22 protein-coding genes and 2 pseudogenes are annotated in these 20,887 nt (G+C 61.0%); 11 read left to right on the top strand and 13 right to left on the bottom strand.

Going from position 1 to position 20,887, the window contains the following annotated elements; translation table 11 throughout:
- Positions 1–16: 16 nt before the first annotated feature.
- Positions 17–943, top strand: coding sequence for a LysR substrate-binding domain-containing protein (locus MB84_RS12005; RefSeq protein WP_046291941.1), 927 nt, complete (start codon positions 17–19; stop codon positions 941–943).
- A 250-nt stretch (positions 944–1,193) separates the two neighbouring features.
- Here MB84_RS12005 and MB84_RS12000 read toward each other — a convergent pair whose 3' ends face one another.
- Positions 1,194–1,652 (bottom strand): MFS transporter, encoded by a 459-nt coding sequence (locus MB84_RS12000; RefSeq protein WP_211279370.1) that lies wholly within the window; start codon positions 1,650–1,652, stop codon positions 1,194–1,196.
- 151 nt (positions 1,653–1,803) lie between these two features.
- On the opposite strand from MB84_RS12000, the gene MB84_RS11990 reads away from it, so the two are divergent.
- Positions 1,804–3,014, top strand: a protein-coding gene (locus tag MB84_RS11990) for an IS3 family transposase (protein ID WP_157122856.1) whose coding sequence is annotated in 2 segments (ribosomal slippage) — positions 1,804–2,119 and positions 2,119–3,014 — 1,212 coding nt in all. Because the reading frame shifts where the segments join, the coding sequence is not laid out codon by codon here.
- Here the strand turns inward: MB84_RS11990 and MB84_RS11985 are convergent.
- Positions 3,006–3,872 (bottom strand): MFS transporter, encoded by an 867-nt coding sequence (locus MB84_RS11985; RefSeq protein ID WP_052653232.1) that lies wholly within the window; start codon positions 3,870–3,872, stop codon positions 3,006–3,008. The two genes, MB84_RS11990 and MB84_RS11985, sit on opposite strands and share 9 nt — an antisense overlap.
- A gap of 76 nt (positions 3,873–3,948) precedes the next feature.
- Positions 3,949–4,644 carry a DJ-1/PfpI family protein gene (locus MB84_RS11980; protein ID WP_046291939.1) on the bottom strand — a complete coding sequence of 232 codons (696 nt, stop codon included), beginning with the start codon at positions 4,642–4,644 and terminating at the stop codon, positions 3,949–3,951.
- 50 nt (positions 4,645–4,694) lie between these two features.
- On the opposite strand from MB84_RS11980, the gene MB84_RS11975 reads away from it, so the two are divergent.
- The 4 genes from MB84_RS11975 (at position 4,695) to MB84_RS11960 (ending at position 7,956) form a co-directional block, all read left to right on the top strand.
- Complete coding sequence (locus MB84_RS11975; protein ID WP_046291938.1) at positions 4,695–5,696, top strand: GlxA family transcriptional regulator; 1,002 nt, start codon at positions 4,695–4,697, stop codon at positions 5,694–5,696.
- A 288-nt stretch (positions 5,697–5,984) separates the two neighbouring features.
- Positions 5,985–6,242, top strand: a complete 258-nt coding sequence (locus MB84_RS11970; protein ID WP_046291937.1) for a hypothetical protein — start codon at positions 5,985–5,987, stop codon at positions 6,240–6,242.
- 375 nt (positions 6,243–6,617) lie between these two features.
- Positions 6,618–7,406: a DUF2092 domain-containing protein gene (locus tag MB84_RS11965; RefSeq protein WP_046291936.1), complete on the top strand. Its 789-nt coding sequence runs from the start codon at positions 6,618–6,620 to the stop codon at positions 7,404–7,406.
- Positions 7,407–7,410: 4 nt separating this feature from the next.
- Positions 7,411–7,956 carry a hypothetical protein gene (locus MB84_RS11960; protein WP_046291935.1) on the top strand — a complete coding sequence of 182 codons (546 nt, stop codon included), beginning with the start codon at positions 7,411–7,413 and terminating at the stop codon, positions 7,954–7,956.
- Positions 7,957–8,320: 364 nt separating this feature from the next.
- Here MB84_RS11960 and MB84_RS31710 read toward each other — a convergent pair.
- From MB84_RS31710 to MB84_RS30750, 8 genes and pseudogenes are all read right to left on the bottom strand, one after another.
- Positions 8,321–8,398 (bottom strand): annotated as a pseudogene (locus MB84_RS31710) (chalcone isomerase family protein); the annotation flags it as partial.
- Between the two features lie 4 nt (positions 8,399–8,402).
- Positions 8,403–9,614 carry an SAM-dependent methyltransferase gene (locus tag MB84_RS11945; RefSeq protein ID WP_046291933.1) on the bottom strand — a complete coding sequence of 404 codons (1,212 nt, stop codon included), beginning with the start codon at positions 9,612–9,614 and terminating at the stop codon, positions 8,403–8,405.
- Positions 9,611–10,462, bottom strand: a complete 852-nt coding sequence (locus MB84_RS11940) for a DUF1365 domain-containing protein (protein ID WP_046291932.1) — start codon at positions 10,460–10,462, stop codon at positions 9,611–9,613. Before MB84_RS11940 ends, MB84_RS11945 begins: the two co-directional genes overlap by 4 nt.
- Positions 10,459–11,763: an NAD(P)/FAD-dependent oxidoreductase gene (locus MB84_RS11935; RefSeq protein WP_046291931.1), complete on the bottom strand. Its 1,305-nt coding sequence runs from the start codon at positions 11,761–11,763 to the stop codon at positions 10,459–10,461. The genes MB84_RS11940 and MB84_RS11935 overlap by 4 nt, the downstream gene beginning before the upstream one ends.
- A 34-nt stretch (positions 11,764–11,797) precedes the next feature.
- Positions 11,798–12,466, bottom strand: coding sequence for a lipocalin family protein (locus tag MB84_RS11930; RefSeq protein WP_084009739.1), 669 nt, complete (start codon positions 12,464–12,466; stop codon positions 11,798–11,800).
- Positions 12,463–13,578: an SAM-dependent methyltransferase gene (locus MB84_RS11925; protein WP_046291930.1), complete on the bottom strand. Its 1,116-nt coding sequence runs from the start codon at positions 13,576–13,578 to the stop codon at positions 12,463–12,465. Before MB84_RS11925 ends, MB84_RS11930 begins: the two co-directional genes overlap by 4 nt.
- Before the next feature lie 31 nt (positions 13,579–13,609).
- The gene (locus MB84_RS11920; protein WP_046291929.1) at positions 13,610–14,401 is read right to left on the bottom strand and encodes a DUF1295 domain-containing protein; all 792 of its coding nucleotides are present in this window, start codon (positions 14,399–14,401) and stop codon (positions 13,610–13,612) included.
- Positions 14,304–14,612, bottom strand: a complete 309-nt coding sequence (locus tag MB84_RS30750; RefSeq protein ID WP_211279394.1) for a hypothetical protein — start codon at positions 14,610–14,612, stop codon at positions 14,304–14,306. Before MB84_RS30750 ends, MB84_RS11920 begins: the two co-directional genes overlap by 98 nt.
- Positions 14,613–14,795: 183 nt before the next feature.
- On the opposite strand from MB84_RS30750, the gene MB84_RS11915 reads away from it, so the two are divergent.
- Complete coding sequence (locus tag MB84_RS11915) at positions 14,796–15,767, top strand: alpha/beta hydrolase (protein ID WP_245725542.1); 972 nt, start codon at positions 14,796–14,798, stop codon at positions 15,765–15,767.
- Positions 15,768–16,127: 360 nt separating this feature from the next.
- Here the strand turns inward: MB84_RS11915 and MB84_RS11910 are convergent, their stop codons facing one another.
- On the bottom strand, positions 16,128–16,673 hold the full coding sequence (locus MB84_RS11910) for a TetR/AcrR family transcriptional regulator (protein ID WP_046291927.1): 546 nt from the start codon (positions 16,671–16,673) through the stop codon (positions 16,128–16,130).
- Positions 16,674–16,759: 86 nt separating this feature from the next.
- Here MB84_RS11910 and MB84_RS11905 point away from each other — a divergent pair, with 86 nt between their 5' ends.
- A complete protein-coding gene (locus MB84_RS11905) occupies positions 16,760–17,782 on the top strand; it encodes an NADP-dependent oxidoreductase (RefSeq protein WP_046291926.1) in 1,023 nt (340 codons plus the stop codon).
- A complete protein-coding gene (locus MB84_RS11900; RefSeq protein ID WP_245725541.1) occupies positions 17,724–18,221 on the top strand; it encodes a nuclear transport factor 2 family protein in 498 nt (165 codons plus the stop codon). The genes MB84_RS11905 and MB84_RS11900 overlap by 59 nt, the downstream gene beginning before the upstream one ends.
- Before the next feature lie 60 nt (positions 18,222–18,281).
- Here the strand turns inward: MB84_RS11900 and MB84_RS11895 are convergent, their stop codons facing one another.
- Complete coding sequence (locus tag MB84_RS11895; RefSeq protein ID WP_245725540.1) at positions 18,282–19,127, bottom strand: alpha/beta fold hydrolase; 846 nt, start codon at positions 19,125–19,127, stop codon at positions 18,282–18,284.
- 163 nt (positions 19,128–19,290) lie between these two features.
- Between MB84_RS11895 and MB84_RS11890 the strand changes: the two genes are divergently transcribed.
- Both MB84_RS11890 and MB84_RS11885 read left to right on the top strand, forming a co-directional pair.
- The gene (locus MB84_RS11890) at positions 19,291–19,770 is read left to right on the top strand and encodes a MarR family winged helix-turn-helix transcriptional regulator (RefSeq protein WP_046293708.1); all 480 of its coding nucleotides are present in this window, start codon (positions 19,291–19,293) and stop codon (positions 19,768–19,770) included.
- Between the two features lie 233 nt (positions 19,771–20,003).
- Positions 20,004–20,882: pseudogene (locus tag MB84_RS11885) on the top strand (ISNCY family transposase); the annotation flags it as partial.
- Between the last annotated feature and the right edge of the window lie 5 nt (positions 20,883–20,887).

Raw genomic sequence — 20,887 nt, 5'->3', positions numbered from 1 at the left:
GGATTATCCTGAGCGAATGTCACGAATCGACCTCAATCTTCTGACGGCGCTGGATGCCCTGCTAAGTGAACGTAGCGTCACGAAAGCGGCTGAGCGCATGAAAATCAGCGTTTCCGCCATGAGCCGAACGCTCACACGGCTGCGCGCGACGACCGGCGACCGTCTGCTGTTGCAGGCGGGGCGAACGCTTGTGCTGACGCCTTACGCGGAGCGTTTGAGTCAACGCATCCCGGCACTGGCCCGCGAAGCCGAAGCGGTGCTCAGTCGGGCCGAATATCGATTCGATCCGGCCGCGCTCGAACAGCGCTTCACTTTGCGAGCGGGAGAAGGGTTCATCGACTTGCTTGGCGCGGCATTGGTGGAGCGGATTCATCGCGCTGCGCCGGGCGTTCAATTGCGCTTCACGCCCAAGCCGGACTGGAATGCTCAGCCGCTAAGGGAAGGTTTGATCGATCTGGAAATTGGCGTTGTCAGGGTGTCGGCACCGGAGGTACGCGCGCGTCGGCTGTTCCGCGACCGGTATGTCGGCGTGTGTCGCAAGGGACATCCCGTGCTGAGAAAAAAGCAGATCGCCATCGAGCAATGGCTGACCTTTCGTCATGTGATGGTTTCACGCTCCGGCGACGCTGAAAATCCGGTCGACGCAGCGTTAGAGCTTGATGGGAAAACGAGGGCGCTGCCTATCGTTGTACCGTCCTACTCGAGTGCGATGCAACTGGTGCGCCAGTCGGACCTGCTAACGGTCATTCCCCGGTCCTGCCTGGGCAATTCGCATTTGCCAAACTACGCGACAGACCAGGGCCTGCAACCGTTTGTTTTGCCATTTGAGACAGCGGAATTCAATGTCTCGGCAATCTGGCACCCGCGCCTCGATCATGACCCCGCGCAGTGCTGGCTTCGCGCGCAGGTCATGGCGGTGTGCGCTGCGCTTTATCCGGAGTGAGGCAGGGGGGCGAATCGGCTAAATCGGAAGTCAGTTGAGCAAGCGGATGATGTCGTTGGCGAATGATCCGGCGAGACCGTACAGGGCTGCGGCGATGACGATCGGGTTCATGATGGTTTCTCCTTGATCCGTGATTCAGTGAGTGGGTCGACTTTCGCTGTGTCGCGTCAACCGGTGAATGAAGTATCGTCATTTGCCTTCAAATCCGAAACTGAGACAAATACAAGTGCGTGCCTGGCCGAACTTTCGCTTAGCCCAGCGTCGCCTTGTCACCGCCATTGCGCCGCTTCGCCACAAGAATCGCGACGACCGAAACTACTCCGATGACCGACACCGCAGCGATGAAAATGCCGGGCGCGGCGTGGTCTTGTGTGAGGCCGGTGAGCAATGAAGTCACCAACGGCGTGAATCCGCCAAGCAGCGCCGCAGCAGCGTTGTAGGCAATGGCCAGTCCACTGAACCGCAGGTTCGTCGGAAACAGATCGGCTGCAAGCGAGCCGAACGTCCCGGCAATCAATGACACGATAAGAGCCGCCACGCCAAAGAGCACATAGGGATTGATCGCACCGCTCCCCACCGACACGTAGAACGGATACCCACCCACCGCAATCATCAAAGCACCAATCAGGTAGAGCGTCGGTTTGCCGACGAAATCGCTGAGATATCCCACGATCACAATCAAGATCGACAAGATGGCGATGGAGAACATCACAAGCTTGCTTGCCACGTCAGCCGAATACATCGCGACTTGCGTCAGATACGGGACTGGAGCGGCCCCATGAAACACCGGACACAGCGACCCACTTACAATAACGGGTAGGCATAAGACTGTGTTTTTGACTAACACCAAGCAGGAAGTGATGGAAGTGTTGACGGGCCCAGAGCGCCGGCGTCGCTGGACGGCGGAGCAGAAACTGTCGATGGTTCGCGAGAGTTTCGAACCGGGAAAATCGGTTTCAATGGTCGCGCGCCATTACGGCGTGAACCCGAACCAGCTATTCCACTGGCGCAAGCTGTACCAGGACGGTAGCCTGTCAGCGGTCAAGGCTGGCGAAGAAGTGGTTCCGGCATCGGAGTTGGCTGATGCGCTCAAGCAGATTCGCGAGCTGCAACGGATGCTCGGCAAAAAAACAATGGAGAACGAGATTCTCCGGGAAGCAGTTGAATACAGCCGAGCAAAAAAATGGATAGCGCACTCGCCCTTGCTGCCGGAGGACGGCCAGTGAAACTGGTCTGTGAAGTTCTCGGCGTGTCGCGCTCGAACGTATCGGCACGACTGTCGCGTCCGGCGACGTGGCGCGATGGCCGGCAATCAAGGCCGACCGACGACGAAACTGTAGTCGAGGAAATCCGCCGTGTCGTCGGCGATTTGCCCAGCTATGGCTACCGGCGGGTTTGGGGCACGTTGCGCAACGAGCGCGTTGCAGTTGGACTGGCGCCGTTCAATGCCAAGCGCATTTATCGCATCATGCGAACGCATGGGCTGCTGACGCAGCGCCGACCGATTGCGCCGCGAGCCCACCGTCGACATGATGGCAAAGTGGCCGTCGCGCGCAGCAATCAGCGATGGTGCTCGGACGGCTTCGAGTTCCGCTGCGACAACGGCGAGCCGCTGCGTGTGACGTTTGCGCTGGATTGCTGCGACCGAGAAGCGATGAGCTGGGCGGCGACGACAGCAGGCCACAGCGGCGACATTGTGCGCGACGTGATGCTGGCCGCAGTGGAAAATCGGTTCGGCAACGAGGTGCATACGCCGTCCGAAATCGAGTGGCTGAGCGACAATGGTTCGGGCTATACGGCTGACGATACGCGCCGGTTTGCGATGAACATCGGACTAAAGCCATTGACCACGCCCGTGTGCAGTCCGCAAAGTAACGGCATGGCCGAGAGCTTCGTGAAAACGATGAAGCGCGACTACGTCGCCTTCATGCCGAAGCCGGATGCTGCAACCGCTGCTCACAATCTGGCCATTGCATTTGAGCATTACAACGAGAAGCACCCCCATAGCGCGCTGAAATACCGCTCGCCTCGCGAGTTCCGGCGCTCGATGGATTCAGCAACCTTAGTGTGATGGTGTGTCCGGTTTTACAGGGTCAACTCCAGGGACCATCGCGACGCTCAGCAGCGCAATGAGCGCCTGATTGAGCCCGACGATGCCAATGGTAGTGATGACCTGAAACCAGTGACGTTGCAAGACTTCAACCGCCGGAAGCTTCGTACGCTTGTGTTGTCTGATCGACAGGAAGAGTGCCGTCTCCTTGAGTCCGCTACGCATCAACGCGCCGACAGCCCCGAGTCCGCCGCCCACGAGAAACGCCGCCCGCCATCCATAAGCCAGCATCTGCGCGTCCGTCAGCCACGCATGCAAACCGAGGCTGACGATTGCAGCCAGCAGGCTCCCCGAGTTCACGCAAGCAAACATGACGCCGCATGCCAATCCGCTTTTCCTGGGGGCCGACTCGACGACGTACGCAATCGCGCCGGGTAATTCACCGCCAATACACGCGCCCTGCAGAAAACGTAATGCCACGAACGCGATGCTCGCCGTCACCCCCATCGTCTGATAAGACGGCATGAGCGCCATCCCCGCCGTGGTCGCGGTCATCAGTACGAGCGAGAGCTGGAACGCCAGCCGACGTCCGAACTTGTCTCCAATGTGACCGAGAACGACCCCACCAAGCGGGCGCGCGAGATAGCCGACGGCAAAGGCAGCAAACGTCGCGATCATCGACGTCGCCCCATTGCCCGTCGGGAAGAAGGACTTCGCAACATAAGGGGCGAAGATCCCGTACACGATGAAGTCGTAGAACTCCAGTCCGCCGCCGACGCTGGCCAGAAGAATCGTTCGCCAGTCGACCGTTTTTTCGGACACGCCTTGCGCGCCGTGCGCAAACGTCTGATCGTCTAACACCATGTCATTTGCTTTCATTTGACGCGTCCTGTCTGCCATGTCGTATGCGCTTAGATGCGCTTATCGATCTCAACCATTAAATCCTGCCTTGCCGTTATGCAAACCCGGCCGCTTTCGACGCGCTTAGCACGGCTAGCAATCGTCGCTCCCGACGCGCGGCGGTGGACGCCGTGAGACGCTCGACGACGGCAGCGGGGGCTGTCTCGGGGACGCCCGCCTGAAACGGCGGCTCCGGGTCGTATTCGATGAGCAGTTGAATGCCCTGTGCGACGTCGACGCCCGCCAGTTCACCGACGACTTTGAGCGCCATGTCGATCCCGGCAGTCACACCGCCAGAGGTAAAGAAGCGACCGTCGATCGTCATTCGGTCCCGGCTCGGGATCACGCCGAAGTACGGCAGGAACTCGACGGCTTGCCAATGACAACTGGCGCGACGCCCGGTGAGGCATCCTGCGGCGGCGAGGAGCAGGGAGCCGGTACAAATGCCGAACACGTAACGGCTGTGAGAGGATTGCGTCTGCGCGAACGAAACGATGGTGCGGTCAAGCATGGCGTCGTCTACCCCCGGACCGCCGGGTACGACGAGCAGGTCGTACTGGGGTGCGTTCTCGAAGTCGACGGTCGGCGTGAACGCAAACCCTTTGCCGCAGAGCACCGGCGACATCGTCGGGGCGACGAGATCAACCGTCCAGCCGGGCACGGCGCTCAGGACTTCCAAAGGCCCGGTCATATCGAGCTGGGTCATGCCCGCAAACATCATCACACCCACACGGAGTTGCGCATTCGTCATAACATCGGTCTCTCGGCGAAAGTGAACGATCCGACTCTAGGTAGCGAGGAATGGAAAAAAACTCAAAAACCCCGCCTTTTCCGTCACCGCCGCCGCGCAACGTCGTTTTTCTTGTCTACGACGGGTATCAACCGCTCGATCTGGTCGGACCGATGCAGGTCTTCGCACTGGCGAACCGGGACGCTCTCCATCCGCCGTATGTGCTGACGACGATCACGGCGAGGCCCGGTCGGGTGCATGCCAGTGCGGGGCCGGACATTCTGGTGGACGAAGGGCTGGAGCGTCTCGCGCAAGCGGATACGGTCATCGTTCCGGGCGGTCCCGGCGTCGACGCGGCTTGCGCCGACATTGCCATCACCGACGCGATTTCCCTCTCGCAACCCACTGTCCGGCGGCTCTGCTCGGTGTGCACCGGTGCCTTTCTGCTGGCGGCCGCGGGCGTGCTGGACGGACGTCGCGCGACGACTCACTGGGGACGCTGCGATGCACTTCAGGCCGCTTACCCCCGAATCGCCGTCGAGATGACACCGATCTTCGTCAACGACGGCAATGTGTGGACCTCGGCAGGGGTAACGGCGGGCATCGATCTCGCGCTGGCGCTTATCGAAAACGACTGCGGCTACGGCGTCGCGGCCTCGATTGCAAAGAAGTTGGTGGTTTATCTGAGACGGCCGGGAGGGCAGGCGCAATTCAGCGAAACGCTGTTGATGCAGGAAAGCGCGGGGGCACAGGCGTTTTCGGCGCTGATGACCAAGGTTTCCGTCAGCCCGAACAGGCGGTGGAGTGTGGAAGCGCTGGCCGCCGAAATGGGCCAGACGCCGCAAACATTTCAGCGACGTTTCAAGCTTGCGATGGGGTGCTCACCGTACGCTGCCGTACAGGACGTACGGCTTTCGCGAGCCAGATTGATGCTCGAGACGACCACCAGCGGCATTTCACTGATCGCCGACCGATGTGGATTCACGTCGGACGAGCAAATGCGCCGGGCCTTCCAACGGAAATACGGATTGCCGCCTGCGGCGTTTCGAAGTCATTTTGGAATTGAGGGGTGAATCATGCGACTTTCATTACACTTCGTGTTTGCGACGACTTTGATGACAGGCTTCACAAACGGTTTTGCCGCTCTCCCACCCAAATATCTTGGGATCAAGGATTTCGACAAATGCCTTACGGACAAGCAAGTCGACACATACAGGGCGTGGTGCATACCTGTCAGGAAGCCCAAAGCGTGTCCGAAATCGAGCTGGAAACAGTTACGCTCGTTGAGCGGCCAGGATCGCATCCCCCGATGTTCGGAAAAGTGATTGCTACACCGAATATGTTTTAGATAGGAAAGCACCGTGACCAAGAAGAGCGACGACCAAGTACAGGCAGAAATCAACGCGTTGACGGAGTTGCTGCCGCACCTTCCGCAGCGCGCACGGCAAGCGGTCGATGCCGCCATCGAAGTTCTGCGGGACGACCTGTCGAGCGACGCGATCCACGAGAAGTTCGAGGAGGGCACCGAGGAGTTTGAGGACGCGTTGACGGCATTCCTGTGGCGCAATGGCGTAGCAGGTAGCGACGCGCTTTCGGCGTGGTATCGCGAACTGATGTGACGCAATACGCGACCGACAGCTCCATTTCCAAATCAGAGGCGTCTTCCGGATGTACATAGAGAACGCCGCGATTTCCCCAGTTGCGCGCCCACCGAGGCGGAAGAAATGCTGTAGTAGCCCGATGAGGTTGTCCCGACACGCAGGACACGGCGGTCGTGTCCATATAGCGGGATTTTTCTTTGGAATACGAGCCAACCGCCATCGGGGACTTCGGGCAACGCGGATTCCCCATCGGGCAATTGGGGACAATCGCCTTGGCTTCGACGGTTCTGCGCGCTATATTGGTTCAGAGTGTCTGCCGGGCATCTCCGCATCGGCATGCGCCAACCTTCGGCATTTCCCCTTCACCGCATCTCCCCCAACCGAGGCATAACGATGAGACGACAGGCATTGGCAATCCTGATGCTGCTCACGACAGGTGCAGCATCGACGGTCACGGTGACATGGGCACAGCAGGCGGTCCCTGCAAGTGCACCGTCCGCACCGGCGAGCAGCGTCGATCCCGACGCGGTTCAGGCGCTGCACTCGATGGGGACCTACCTGCAATCGCTCCAGCGCTTTCGCGTTTTCACGGATCTGACCGGGGAGCGTGTGCTGGCGGACGGGCAAAAGCTTCAGCACGGTGCGAACGCCACCCTCGAAGTCGATCGGCCGCATCGGCTGCGCGCGGTCATGAAGAGCGCGCGGACCGAGCGCGAGATCATTTACGACGGGAAGCAGGCAACGTTGTACTCGCCGCAACACAAGTACTACGCGTCGGTGCCGTTCGATGGCACGCTGGCCCAGCTGGTCGAGGCACTACGCGCACGGTACGGCGTGGAACTTCCGCTCGCCGACCTCTTCTCGTGGGGGATGCCCGATGCCCAGCATCAGAAATTCGATTCGGCCATGTTCGCGGGACAGGACTATGTCGGTAACGATCTTTGCGATCACTATGCCTTCCGGCAGCCCGGGATCGACTGGCAGATCTGGATCACCAGCGGCAGCAAACCCTTGCCACGCAAGGTCGTGGTAACGCGCACGGACGACGACGCACGTCCGCAGTCCGTCTCGATCCTGTCCTGGCAACCGGGCTTCTCCATCAAGCCGTCGACCTTCGACTTCCGGCCGCCAGCGGGCGCAAAGCGGATCGAAGCCGTTCAACTGCCGGCCAACAAGGGGTGACATCATGACAACACGACGCTCCCCCTTCGTACGCCTGTGTGTCGTCGCAACGTCGCTGACCGCAATTCTCGCGCCAATGTCGCCCTCGGAGGCCGCAGGCCGTGGCGGCGGTGGGGCTCATGCGCGCGAGCACGCCGGTGGTGGTGGCAGGTCCGGTCAGCCCGCCGCGCAGCGCCCGAATGCGGGTAATACAGGTAATCGACAACCCGACGCCCGCACCCGCAATGTGCGCAACACCAGCGTGAACAACGTCAATAATGTCAATAACGTCAATAACGTCAACGTCAATCGCAATGTGAACGTCAACGTCGACAACCATGGCGGTGGCTACTACCACGGCGGATGGGATGACGATTACCATCCGGTCGCGACGGCCGCGGCCGTCACGGCGGCCGTCGGCGTGACGGCCGCCGTCGTCGGATCGATCGTGCATTCGGTCCCGGCAAACTGCGTGCCTGTGAACTACCGCGGCATGATCTATCAGCAGTGCGGCAACACGTGGTATCAACCTCAGGGGACGCAGTTCATCGTCGTCAACCCGCCTTACTGATGCAAGCGGCAGGTATCCGGGCGAGGGGCGAAAGGCTACGCTACTCCACGTGTCTGGATACTTGCCGACTCGCTGTCGCGGCAAGGGACCTCACTTTGCCCGTCCGACGCGAGTGGCAACCAGAGGACGAACTCGGCACCGCCACCGGATATGAGACCGGCCAGAATGACGGCCCATCCGCACGCGAGCACCGCGTAGGCTTGCGACTCCTTCACGAATTGGACGGCCCCCAGCCTCCGCCGCGCGCCGCACTCAACACGCAGATCAACCACCCCAACTGCCCGAGAACCAGATAGAGCCACATCGCGCGTAACACCGCCACTCGCTCTGCGGACAAGTGCATCGATGCCATCGTCCATGAGCCTTCGCCAAGCAACCGCTCGCGCAGCGATGGGGCACGGGTGCGGGGGTCGAGCCAGATACCGAAAAATGCGCGCGCAAACATCTCATGCCCCTCGCGTGAGCAGGAATTGATTGACGTCGATGCGCCGCTCGTCGAACGCGGCCTCGCAATACTTCAGATAGAGGCGCCAGGTGCGGATAAACGTCTCGTCGAACCCCTGCGCGCGAACCTCGTCGATTCGGGACGAGAATGCGGCGTGCCAGTGATTTAGCGTGCGGGCATAGTCCAGTCCGAATGACATGGTCTCGCTGGCGTGCAAGCCGGACCGGCGCGCCGACGCGACGAAACGCGACACGCTCGGCAACATGCCGCCCGGAAAAATGAACTCCCGAATGAAGTCGCTGGACCCGCGATAGGCCTCGAAAGCCGCATCGGCGATCGTGATCGTCTGGATCAACGCCCGACCGGAAGGACGAAGACGCTCGGCAAGCACATTGAAATATCGTGTCCAGTAGGCCTGACCGACCGCCTCGAACATCTCGATCGACACCACGGCATCGAACTGCCCCTGCACGTCCCGGTAATCCGTGAGCGAGACCGTCGCCAACGGTGACGCACGTGCGTCGGCGATACGCGCCTGTGCAAGGGAGAGCTGTTCATGCGACAAGGTGATGCCGTGGACCGCAATACCCTGGCTTGCCGCGTGCAAGGCAAAACCACCCCAGCCGCAACCGATCTCGAGCACGCGCTGGCCGGGGCGCAGGCCGAGCGTGTCGACGATGTGCTGGTACTTCGCGCGTTGCGCGTCGGCCAGCGAGCGTTGCGCATCACCTTCGAACAATGCGCTCGAATAGGTCCAGGTCGGATCGAGCCACAAGCCGTAAAACCGATTGCCGAGATCGTAATGTGCGTGGATATTGCGCCGGCTGCCCGCGCGCGAATTACGGCGCAAGGCATGCCTAAGACGAAACCAGACCCGGCTCAAGCGCGACCCGACGATGGAACGGTCGATCGTCGACCGATTGCGCAGCGCCAGGCGCAGCAGTGCGGCGATGTCGGACGTATCGATCCACCCCGCAATATAGGCCTCGGCAAAACCGATGTCGCCCGCGCGCATGATCTGCCGACAGGCTCGCCAGTCGCGGATCTGAAGTGTGGCGCCGGGCGTCTCATTGGACTTGCCGAAAACCTGTGTCGAGCCGTCGGGCGCGACGAGCGTCAGATGCCCGACACGAATGCGCTGCAACAGGGCGCAGAAGACTCGAGCGCCAAGCGGAACATTCGTGGGCGGGGTGAAAAGTCGAAGCATCGTCATGATCTGATCTCCTGATCGGACGGCGTGGCAGCGGGTGGCAATTCGCGCTCGCGTCCTGCTCCGCGTATCGGCGTGCCGGGAGGCCGACACGATGGCGACTTGCCATGGAACGGCACCCGCTTGAGCCATAGCCGCAGCGCCTGCCAATGAATTCGAAATACGACGTTCAGCGCATCGAACGGTCCGCGTAGCATGGTCTTCAGCACCCCGGCGCCCGTAAAGGGCTCGGCGCGCATGCCGACGGCGGTTCGCAGCAGCAACCTGCCGTCCACGCGGTAATCGATACCCACCGACCACGACCGGCCATGCCGATTGACGCGAAAGGCATACTCGCCTTCGACCTTGCCAAACGGCGAGACGTGAAACACTTTGCGGCACTCGAGCGCGACATCGCCGCGAATGGCGGTCGCGTCCGGCGCGCATAGCAGGTAGCCGTGATGCTGACCGAAGGTGTTGTTCACGTCCGCGTAGATCGCGCGCAGGTTGCCCTCGCCGTCGTGGCAGTACCAGAAGCTCACGGGGTTGAACGCGTAGCCCGCGATTCGGGGAATGGTTTGCAGCCAGATAGCGCCGTCGGCGCGAATCCCCGACTCCGCGAGACGCTCACGCATCCAGCCATCGAGCGAGCGGCCATCCCTCGGTCCGTAGTCCGTCGACTTCAGGCTCAGAAGACGGTGTCGGTCGGCGGCGAACCACCAACTTGCCAAGGTGTTCATGCGTGCGAGGTCGCACGAGATCTGGAACAGGGGATAGGTGAACCTGTGCCGCACCGGTGACAGACGTTCGTGCATCACGTGCCCTCGAAGCAGCCATGCTGCAGGCGCGGCGCTCGGATCCGTCGGTTTCATAGGGACGCCCATGAGGGGAGGACATCGAAATCCCGGGCCACGCGCAGTGCGGATTTGAGGCCATCCTCGTGAAATCCGTAACCGGTCCAGGCGCCCGCGAACCAGGTCCGTCGACGGCCTTGCAGCGCCGGGAGGTGCGACTGGGCGTCGACCGCGCCGAGATCGAGCAGCGGATGTTCGTAGACGTAGCGGCCGATGACCGTAGACGCCGCAGGCTCGCGCACCGGGTTGAGGGTCACGATCACCGGCGTAGTGAAGGGCAGGGCCTGGAGTTGATTGATGAGGTAGCTCACACAAACCGGATGATCAGACGCCGTTGTCCGGCTCGCATGGCTCACGTAATTCCACGCCGACCACACGCGCCTGCGTCTGGGGAGCAACGTCGGGTCCGTGTGGAGCACGGCAATGTTCGATTGATAGCCCACGGCGCCAAGCACTCGGCGCTCCGCCGGGTCGGCGTCGCCAAGCAACTGCAAACTGGTCGGCGCGTGGCTGGCCATCACCACCGCATCGAAGCGCTCCGCCGCAGCGTTGCCGAACCGGACCGTCACCCCTTCGCCGTCCCGCTCCACGTGCGTCACGGGGGCGCCGAGTCGAACGTCGTCCAGCGTGGCACAGATGCGCCTGACGTACTCGCGACCGCCGCTGGCGACGGTACGCCACTGGGGCCGGTCGCGGATCTGCAGCAGCGCGTGGTTCAGACAGAACCTCAGGAACGTCACCGCGGGGAACCGCAGAATATCGGCGGCGCGGCTCGACCAGATGGCTGCGGCCATCGGCAGCAGATAGTGTTGCTGAAACGGTTGGCCGTAACCATGCACCAGCAGGAGTTCGCCGACAGACTGCCGCTCGCGCGAGGCGCTCTCGAGGTGCCGCTCGGCAGAAGCGTTGAATCGCAGGATGTCGCGCAACATGCCGAGAAAGCTCGGCGAGCACAGATTCCGGCGCTGGGCGAAAACGGTGTTCAGACTGGTCCCGGCCCACTCGAGCGCGCCCCCGCCAACGGACACGGAAAACGACATGTCACTTGCGACGGATCGCACGCCCAGTTCGTCGAAAAGGGCGATGAGGTTAGGATAGGTGCGCTCGTTGAACACAAGAAAGCCAGTATCGACCGGCGCATGCATTCCGTCGAGCTCGACGTCGACGGTATTCGTGTGTCCGCCCGCGTATTGCCCTGCCTCGAAAACCGTCACCCGGTACTTTTGTGCGAGGAAATATGCGCTCGCCAGGCCCGCGATGCCGGCGCCGATCACCGCGACACGTTGGCCGGGAGGCAAAACGATCGTCGTTGGGCTCATAGTGCGATCTCTCTATCAGTGGGGTGGTCGGCGCTCAGTCTTCACGCCCTGGCGTGGCGAAGCCGGGCTGACCCAGCTGTTCCGGCAATTGCGGTACGCGCCGGAAGCGCGATGTGTCGTACCCCATCGCTTCGAGCCGGGTCAGCAGCGATCGGTACGTCGCGTCGTCCATCGTCGGCTCACGTGAAAAAACCCAGCCGAGCGATTTGTCCGGGTAACCAAGCAGCGTGTAGCGGTAATCCGGGTCCACATACAACGTGAGTTGCGAAACGTAGATCGGCCAAAAGAGCCGTACACGCCAGTGACCACCGCCCGTGCCCGGCACGACGCTATCGAGAAACTGATAATGGCTTTCCGCTTGGTCGAATCCGCCTTTGCGACCGTAGAAGTGATCGTCGATGCGTTGGTCTTCGCGCAGCACCCATTCGGCGCGACTCGCGACGAAATCGCGTTCCGCGAAGTAGGGAATGTTGGCGATGACGTACCAGCGGCCCATGTAGCGCGACAAATCTACCGATGCCACCTTGAGGGGGACGTTGGCGAGCGGATTCGGGTTGGGAGGTGCGCCGGAGCAACTGGTCAGCGCCGCGCAGGCGAGTACCGCGACAGCGAACCAGCGTTCGCGTGCAGCCCTTGGCGTGCACAGCGGCACGGCAAAGCGCCTGGCGGCAAGCGGGTGGGGCGGTGGCGAATGGCGAATCATGCCTGGCCTCCTGCGCCCGCGCCTCGCTTTTCGAACAAAAAGTGCCCAACGCCCCACTGCTGGCCGTCCGCGTAACCGAAGAGTTCTGCCACAGCCATGTAGAACATGCGCCAGCGCTGGAGTTGAAGACGCGCCTGCGCGCCGTAGTGCGCCTCGAGGATCGGCAGCACCGTCTCTCTGGAAGCATCGAGTGCGTCGAGCCAGTCGTTGGCCGTGCGCGCGTAGTGCCGCCCGTCCATCCACCAGCGGTCGGCGATGCGCAGGTCCTCCTGGAAATGCAGCAGCAGATCGGCGCTCGGCATGGTGCCGCCGGTGAAGAAATGCCGCGACATCCAGTCGGATCCGTCGCGGTCCTGAAAGTGATAGGCGAGATGGCGATGCGCGAAGATATGCACGAACAGCATTCCACGATCGTTCAGCCAGCCCGCGATCTTTTTCATCAGCGCACCGTAGTTCTTCATGTGTTCGAACATCTCGATCGACAGGACCCGGTCGAATTGCGCGGGGACGTCGTCGGTAAAGTCGAAGTCGGCCACGTTGCCCGTGACGATCCGAAGGTTGCGCAGCCCCCGCTTCGCGGCGCACGCTTCGATGAATCGGCGTTGACCGTAAACGTTCGATAGCCCGACGATTTGCGCCCCGGGGTATCGCGCCGCCAGCCAGAGGGCGAGCGATCCCCATCCACAACCGAGATCCAGAATGCGCTGGCCGTCGGCGAGCTGTGCCCGCTCGGCATAGCGCGTCAACATGGCCTGCTCGGCCTGCGCGAGCGATGTCGACTCGCTTTCGTAATAGCAACACGAGTACTTCATCGCGGGTCCCAGGTGGGCGAGGAAGAACTCGCTCGGCACCTCGTAATGCTGGGCATTGGCCTCGTGGGACGCGATCGCGATGGGGCTCGAACGCAATTCCTTTACAAGGTCGGACAGTGCCGACATGCCACGCTCGACATGCTGCGCATGTTCCTGCTTCAGTCGTTGCCGCATGAGTTGACGCATTCCGGCACGTAGCAGCGCGTCAGGTACCAGGCCCGATTCGCAGAGCCGAACGAGTCCCGATTCTTCGATCGTGCCGGTGCTGGCCGAGGGTGGCCGCGTAAGGGAGACAGTCATTGTGTCGAACTCCAGGGTTGCGAAATGTCCGTCATGACGATGTCGTCCGACGAGCGGGTTTCGGTGGCCAGGGGACCAGCGCGCTAGTGGATTGCATGTATTCGCGGTAAGCCGGGCGCGTGGCCATCAAGTGCGCCTCCAGCAGCGGGATACCCGAGACCTTCAACAGCAGCCATGCCATGAACAGTGGGGGGAAGAGGGTCACCCAGCCCCACGGCATCGCAATGCAGAGCGCGGCATAGCTGCACCAATGCAGGCACTCGAAGAAATAGTTGGGATGACGTGAATATCGCCACAAGCCCTTGCGGCAGACCTGTGCACGATGCGTGGGATCGCTGCCGAAGTCGCGCAACTGGCGATCGGCGCTTGCTTCCCCGACGACCGCGCAAGCCCAAATGAGCACTGCGGCGATCACACTCGGTGACGATGCAGCCTGCGCGCTAAACGAAGGCAAGAAGAACGCGACCGCAAGCAACATTGCGATCACGCCCTGGAACTGGAAGAACCAGAACATGTTGCGGTCGGCCTTCGCTCCCCATCGCTCGCGGAAGACCCGGTAGCGCGCGTCTTCCACCTTGCCCCAATTGCGCCGCCACAGATGCAGGGAGAGACGTGCGCCCCACAACCCACCGGCGACGCCGACGAAAATCCGGTTGAGCGCGTTCCCGGTGCCCTGAGTCGCCACGAAGATTGCCGCCAGACTCAGGGCAGCAGCCCAGATAGGGTCAACCATGCAAGCGTTTTTCGTACGCTTTTGCAGCACCCACGCCAGAGCGAAGGCGAAAATCATCCCGCAGAAGGTCATCACGACAGTCGATCGCATTGGGGACCTGCCAGGCAATTAAGGGTTGTGCAGACGTGTTGTGACGTATACGAAGATCGGAGGCTGCCGGATGCACCTTCAATGAAAAAAATTGCGGAAATGAATTGCGAAGCACACGCAGGCGGGCGGGCAGGGTGCATCCGGAATGTCGTGGCATGCGTATCTGTAACGGATTCCCCATCGGCGAAACGCCATCAAGCGACGTAGCCATCGAAGGCCATGCGCGTTCGGGTCGTCTGTCAGGCGGGGAACTGCTGAAAGCGGTGAAAACCGAACGGCGTGATCCGCGTGGATTGCTGCCGTAAGGACACATGAAAGAAAGGTGGGCCGAGGGGGCTACTTCCGGCTACCGGGCGATGAAGCACTTTATCGCCCGGAGTCAACCAGTGGAGGAATGGACCGTCGCTCCTTGCCAAAAACTTCGCCATGCGCTATGCCAAAAATTCACTTTTCCAACATCCTTTCGGCTGTGTCCGCCGGTGTGACGCTTTGTGCGTGTTCCCCGATCAATGTGATCAATGCGCTAACGCCCGGCACGACGTATCGATCCGTCACCGATGTGGCCTATGGCGACTTGGGGCGGCAGCGACTCGATGTCTATGTGCCCACGCGCGCAGGGGTGGCTGATGCTGGCATGCCCGTCGTCGTATTCTTTTACGGTGGCAGTTGGCAAGGCGGAGACCGTGCGGAATATCGCTTCGTCGGTGAAGCCCTGGCCTCACAGGGTTTTCTCGCAATCCTGCCGGACTATCGGACATTTCCCGAGGTCACGTTTCCGGCGTTCATGGAAGACGCGGCAGGGGCGGTGAGATGGGGGGCCGACCACGCCGGAGACTTTGGTGGCGATCCCGGTCGCCTGTTTCTCATGGGACATTCGGCGGGCGCGCAAATCGTGACCTTGCTGGCGACCGACGAACGATACCTTCTTGGCGTCAGCCTTTCGACCTGCGCCGTCTCGGGTGTCGTCGGGCTGGCCGGTCCTTACGACTTCTTGCCGCTGCAAAGTGCGACGCTTCGCTGGGTCTTCCCTGTGCTTGTGCGTGAGGCGAGCCAACCGATCCGATTCGTGACGGGGCGCGAGCCGCCGATGTTCCTTGGGGTAGGGGACACGGACCTCATTGTCGAGCCGGGGAACACCGATCGTTTCGCGCAACGGCTACAAGAGACGGGGGTCCGGGTGGACATCCGGCATTACGACCTTGGACACGCGCTGATGCTGGGCGCGATCAGCACACCGTTGCGCCGATTTTTTCCGGTGCTGAGCGATATTGCCAATTTCGTGGACGGCGAACCACAGCGCGCCACGCGTGTGGCCTGCGCACAGGGCACCGCCGGCGAAATTTCACCGATACAGCCGATGCCATAGATCGCGCATCGGCGAATCCGTCGGTCAAGGCGACGCCATGTCTTGCTTTGGCGATATACCGAATTTTCTCGTGTAGTCGCGGCTAAACTGCGCAGGACTTTCATAGCCCACCTCGAAGGCCAGCCCAGCGTCTCGTCCCCACCTTTTGACGGCGAAGCACGAGGCCGTTGACGTCGCCGCATCAAGCGAAAACGTAGCGCCAGCCTGGGTATCGGGGCAGGGTAGACAAAGCCGGGTGGGGTGCGGCAGCAATGGAATTCTGCCCCTGCCAACTTATCACGTCCGGCCGACGAGCCTCGACACCAGATGACCGGCAGACGAGGCGTTCATCTTCATTCGGAGGCGCGACACATCGGACGTTCAATGGCTCAGGATTGCACCGGCTATGACCTTAAAAATCCGCTCGGCACGAGACGCGTGCGACGACTGCTCGCGCAGCCAGGCCAGTGCCGCGATGATATCGAACAGTTCCGCTCCGCTTAAATCGGCACGCGCTTTCCCGTCGGCCTGAGCTCGGGCCAGAAGCGACGCGCCAGCACTGCGCAACGTGACACATGACGCATGTAGCGCGGAATCCGAGTCCTCAATCGCCCCCATCATCGGCGCGATGATGCCGCGATGCTCATGCGTGAAAGCAATGATCTCTTTCAGCCATGACACCAACGCTTGATCGGAGGGCATCGACGCTTCAAGACTTTTGGCTCGCTCGGCCAGCGCGCCGAAGCTTGAGCGCAACAATGCCTCGAGCAAAGCCTCACGCGTCGGAAAGTGGCGATAAAGCGTGCCGAGTCCGACTTCGGCTCGCCGGGCAATATCCCGCATCGCGGCTTCCGCTCCGTGCTCGGCAAACACCTCGCGAGCGATCGTCAGCAGGTGGTCGTAGTTTTTTCGGGCATCAGCTCGCATTCGTTTCCTTGACAAACGGAACAGTGCTCCATATATTCGGAGCACTGTTCCGAAACAATAGCCGATTTTGGCTTCAGGAGAAAGCGATGTTGCCCAAAATGATGAAGGCCGTTCAACAACACGAGTTTGGCGGCCCGGACGTCCTGCGTTACGAAGATGCACCGATGCCGGTGCTAAGAGGAGGCGAAGTCCTTGTGCGCGTGCATGCGGTCGGTATCAATCCACCAGATTGGTACCTTCGCGACGGATACAAGATGCTGCCGCCCGAGTGGCAGCCAAAGGTCGCGTTTCCGCTCGTCCTTGGAACGGATATCTCGGGGGTGATCGAGGCGGTCGCCGAGGACGTCGAAGGCTTTTCCATCGGCGACGAGGTGTACGCGATGGTGAGGTTCCCCACGGGTCTCGCCGGGAATAGCAGAGGCTATGCGCAATACGTCAGTGTGCCGGCGGAGGAGATAGCACTCAAGCCAGACCGCGTCGACCATGTTCACGCTGCGAGTGCGCCTATGTCGTTGCTCACTGCATGGCAGTTCCTCGTCGATCTCGGTCACGACGAACCCAATCCGTTGCAGTCGAACACGCATGTCCCGGTTGCGCTTGATGGCAAAACCGTACTTGTGAACGGCGCAGCGGGGGGCGTTGGTCATTTCGCCGTGCAAGTCGCCAAGCTGAAGGGCGCGCGAGTGATTGCGGTCGCGTCCGGCAGGCACGAAACACTGCTGCGCGACCTTGGCGCAGACGACATATTCGACTACACCAAGACCGCACCCGAAGATGTGTTTCGCGATCTGGATCTCGTCGTTGATGCCGTTGGCGGCCCGGCCACCGAGCGTTTCCTGCGTACGATCAAGCGCGGCGGTGCCCTGTTCCCCGTCTTTCCTCTAGGATTTTCCGGAACCGAAGAGGCGAACCAGCGCGCCGTGACGGTTTCGGCAACTCAGGTCCGCTCGAATGGTGCACAGCTTGCGGAACTGGGCCGCTTACTCAGCACAGGCGCGATTCGTCCTGTGATCGACAGCACTTATCCCCTTGCGAACGCCAATGAAGCGCATGCGCGAGCAGCTCGCGGGCATATCCAAGGCAAGCTCGTACTGGAAGCGAGTCGATGAAAAGCGCAGTCGACCGCCTGCCAACAGGTCTTCCAACGATCAGAACCTAGCCACCATGACGACGATAAAGAATGCCATTGAAGACCTGATCAACAACTCGGGGCTGACAACGACTGAAGCCATCGAACGACATTTCGATCCCAGCTTCCGTCAACGAGTCAACGGCGAATGGATTGAATACTCTGTGTTTCAGGCGCGCATGGACCGCCTTCGCAGCATCGTTGAACGGGTCACAATCACCGTGCGTGACGAGCTTGTCAACGGCAACTGCTATGCAGAGCGCCACATAATCGATTTGCGCATGCGCGATGGAGAGCGTCTGCTTCATGAGGTATACCTCTTCGCGCAGCGCGGCCAGGACGGCCGTTTTCGCCAGATCGAGGAAATGACTCTGGCGCTACCGACGCAAGCAGGGACGTGCGATCAAGAACTCAGATGAAGTCATGCACGCATGTCGCATCCGACTAAGATTGCAGCAAGCGGTGCGGTTTACGGCCCCTCAAAGACCCCGCTCGGCGAGCCAGACACTGATGCATTCTGCCAATTGCTCGTGGTTGTCTTCGATCATCATCATGTGACCATTACCCTTGATTCCAACGTCGGGCAGCCAACAAAAGTCCGCTCCCAGGAATTCGGCGAGCGCTCCGTCGAGTTCCTTCGGATGGCGCGGGTCCCGATCGCCTGTGATGACAAGAACAGGAATGCTCTTGAGTCGCTCAACATGCGTCAGGCGCAGGGCGCTTCCCCCGATGTTGAAGCGCTCGTTGAGGATGCGCGGGCTCTCGGGTCCAATGGAGCGGGCGTAGGCTTCAAATGCCTCTTGCGGAAAGCGCGGGCTATTTGCCCAGAACTGCCTGATGAACGCCCGGTCCACAAACGCGGGACGGTCGATCGGTGCATAAACGGGATGACCGCCTGTGTCGTCATCGGAAGATGTGCCGGCGCAAGCCGGAAGCGCCGGAATGAGGTTCGCAGGTGCGCCTGGCGCAATGCCGACCACCGCGACGACAAACGCCCGGTAGTTCTCGGCTACCCACCAGGCGATAGGGCCACCAGCCGAATGCGCAAACACGATTGCCGGGCCGATCTCCTGCAACAGGGCTCCTAAAGACCGTCCGACGTCCATCATCGACAATTGCAAGAAGGCCGGGGTGCTCGGCGAGCGGCCATGGCCAGGCCAATCCACTACGTACACGTCATGGCCACGGCGGGCGTAGAACGTTGCCCACCCCTCGCGCCCATCGGGCGTTGCGAGGAAGGCGGTGCCATTATGAAAGCCACCATGCAGCATGACGATGGGGAGCTTGCGCGCGTCGGATGCGGCAGCTACGACATCGGTGTACACCGGGTGTTCCGCCGTCCCGGAATATAGGTATGTCCGTTTCATCGTCCCCATCTTCCTTTTTGCGTATTTACGCACCGGAGTATAGATTTATATAGTTCCATATGGAACCATATAAGGCATCGGGTTTTCCTTTAGGATGAGGCGCACTCAACGCTGCTACGCCATGAATCAGCCGCTTAGTGAAATTCTTGACGGGGTGACGATCCCGTTCGCATACAAATTGGGGTACCTGATCAACGCCTACCGGGAGCCGTCATTTCGGGCCATTGAGGCTGCGCACGGCCTGACGCGCCCTGAGATCCTTTCGCTCATATTTCTGTACTTCAGAGACGGGGTCTCTGCCGCAGACATCTGCGACTTTTCCGGTCACTTGAAGAACAACGTCAGCCGCGCCGTCACGGCGCTTGAAGCCAAAGGCCTCATTCGCCGTCAGGTGGACTCGAAGGATCAACGAAGATTAGTCATCTACATCACCGCGAAGGGGCGGCGGCTGCATGACGCGTTCATGCCGGCACTGGCGCGGCGAGAGGAGGACATGATGGCGTGCTTATCATTTTCCGAGCTACGGACTTTCGAGGACCTGTTGCGCAAGCTGTGCGCTCACGGACCGACGTGGAGTGGAACGAAGCACTGGCTGCCGTAACGTGCATTTGCGCTGGACGAGCGTTCTGCACTCAGACCTGCGGACGAAGACTTGAATGCCACCTATGCTTGGGCGCTGGAGTTGGATGCTGCCCACGCCCCTCATTTAACATAATGTACATTATGCGAACATAGCATGTAAGTCCAAAGTTCAAATGTCGTGTTTGCGCTAAATTGAAATGTCGTGTTTGAAGGTTCAAGCTGGTGGCCGGCATTGCTTGAGGAGCGCCGGCCATGAACGCATCTGGGACGATCACCATGTCGATGACCGAGCTGGATCGGTTGAAGGTCGTACAGGCCGTTTGTGAGCGGCGTCTGAAGCCTGGCCAGGCGGCGAACCGGCTCGGGTTAAGCGTGCGTCAGATAGAGCGTCTCGTGCACCGCTACCGGGCCGCAGGCATCGCTGGCTTGGTCTGCGGCAAGCGAGGTCGGGCGAGCAACCACCGATTGCCCGACGGTGTAGCACGACGCGCAGTGGTCATCGTTCGGGAGCGATACGCCGATTTTGGTCCAACGTTGGCTTGCGAAAAGCTTCGGGAATGCCATGGCATCTGTCTGTCGGTCGAGACCGTGCGCACGCTGATGATGGCTGCCGGTCTGTGGATTCCTCGCAAACAGCGCGCGCCCAAGGTCCACCAGCCACGCAACCGACGCGCGTGCCTCGGCGAGCTGATCCAGATTGACGGCAGCGATCATCGGTGGTTCGAGGAGCGGGCGCCGGCGTGCACGTTGCTGGTGTTCATCGATGACGCGACGGGCCGTCTGATGACGCTGCACTTCACGCAGACGGAGTCGACGTTTAGCTATTTTGAAGCGCTGCGAAAGTATCTGACGGCCCACGGCAAGCCCGTAGCGCTGTACAGCGACAAGTTCAGCGTGTTCTACGTCAAAGATCGTCAAAGCGTAGCCGGCAAAGGCGTGACGCAGTTTGGGCGGGCGGCCTACGAGCTCAATGTCGAGACGTTTTGCGCCAACACGAGCCAGGCCAAGGGACGTGTCGAGCGTACGCACAAGACGTTACAGGACCGACTCGTCAAGGAGATGAGGCTGCGCGGGATCAGCACGATGGAGGCGGTCAACGCCTTCATGAACCGCCCCGGATTTTGTGGAGATACCGT

It is taken from the genome of Pandoraea oxalativorans, assembly GCF_000972785.3.
Taxonomy (GTDB): Bacteria; Pseudomonadota; Gammaproteobacteria; order Burkholderiales; family Burkholderiaceae; genus Pandoraea; species Pandoraea oxalativorans.
The sequence above is the reverse complement of the archived record's forward strand: the minus strand, read 5'-3'. Positions and strand labels throughout refer to the sequence as shown.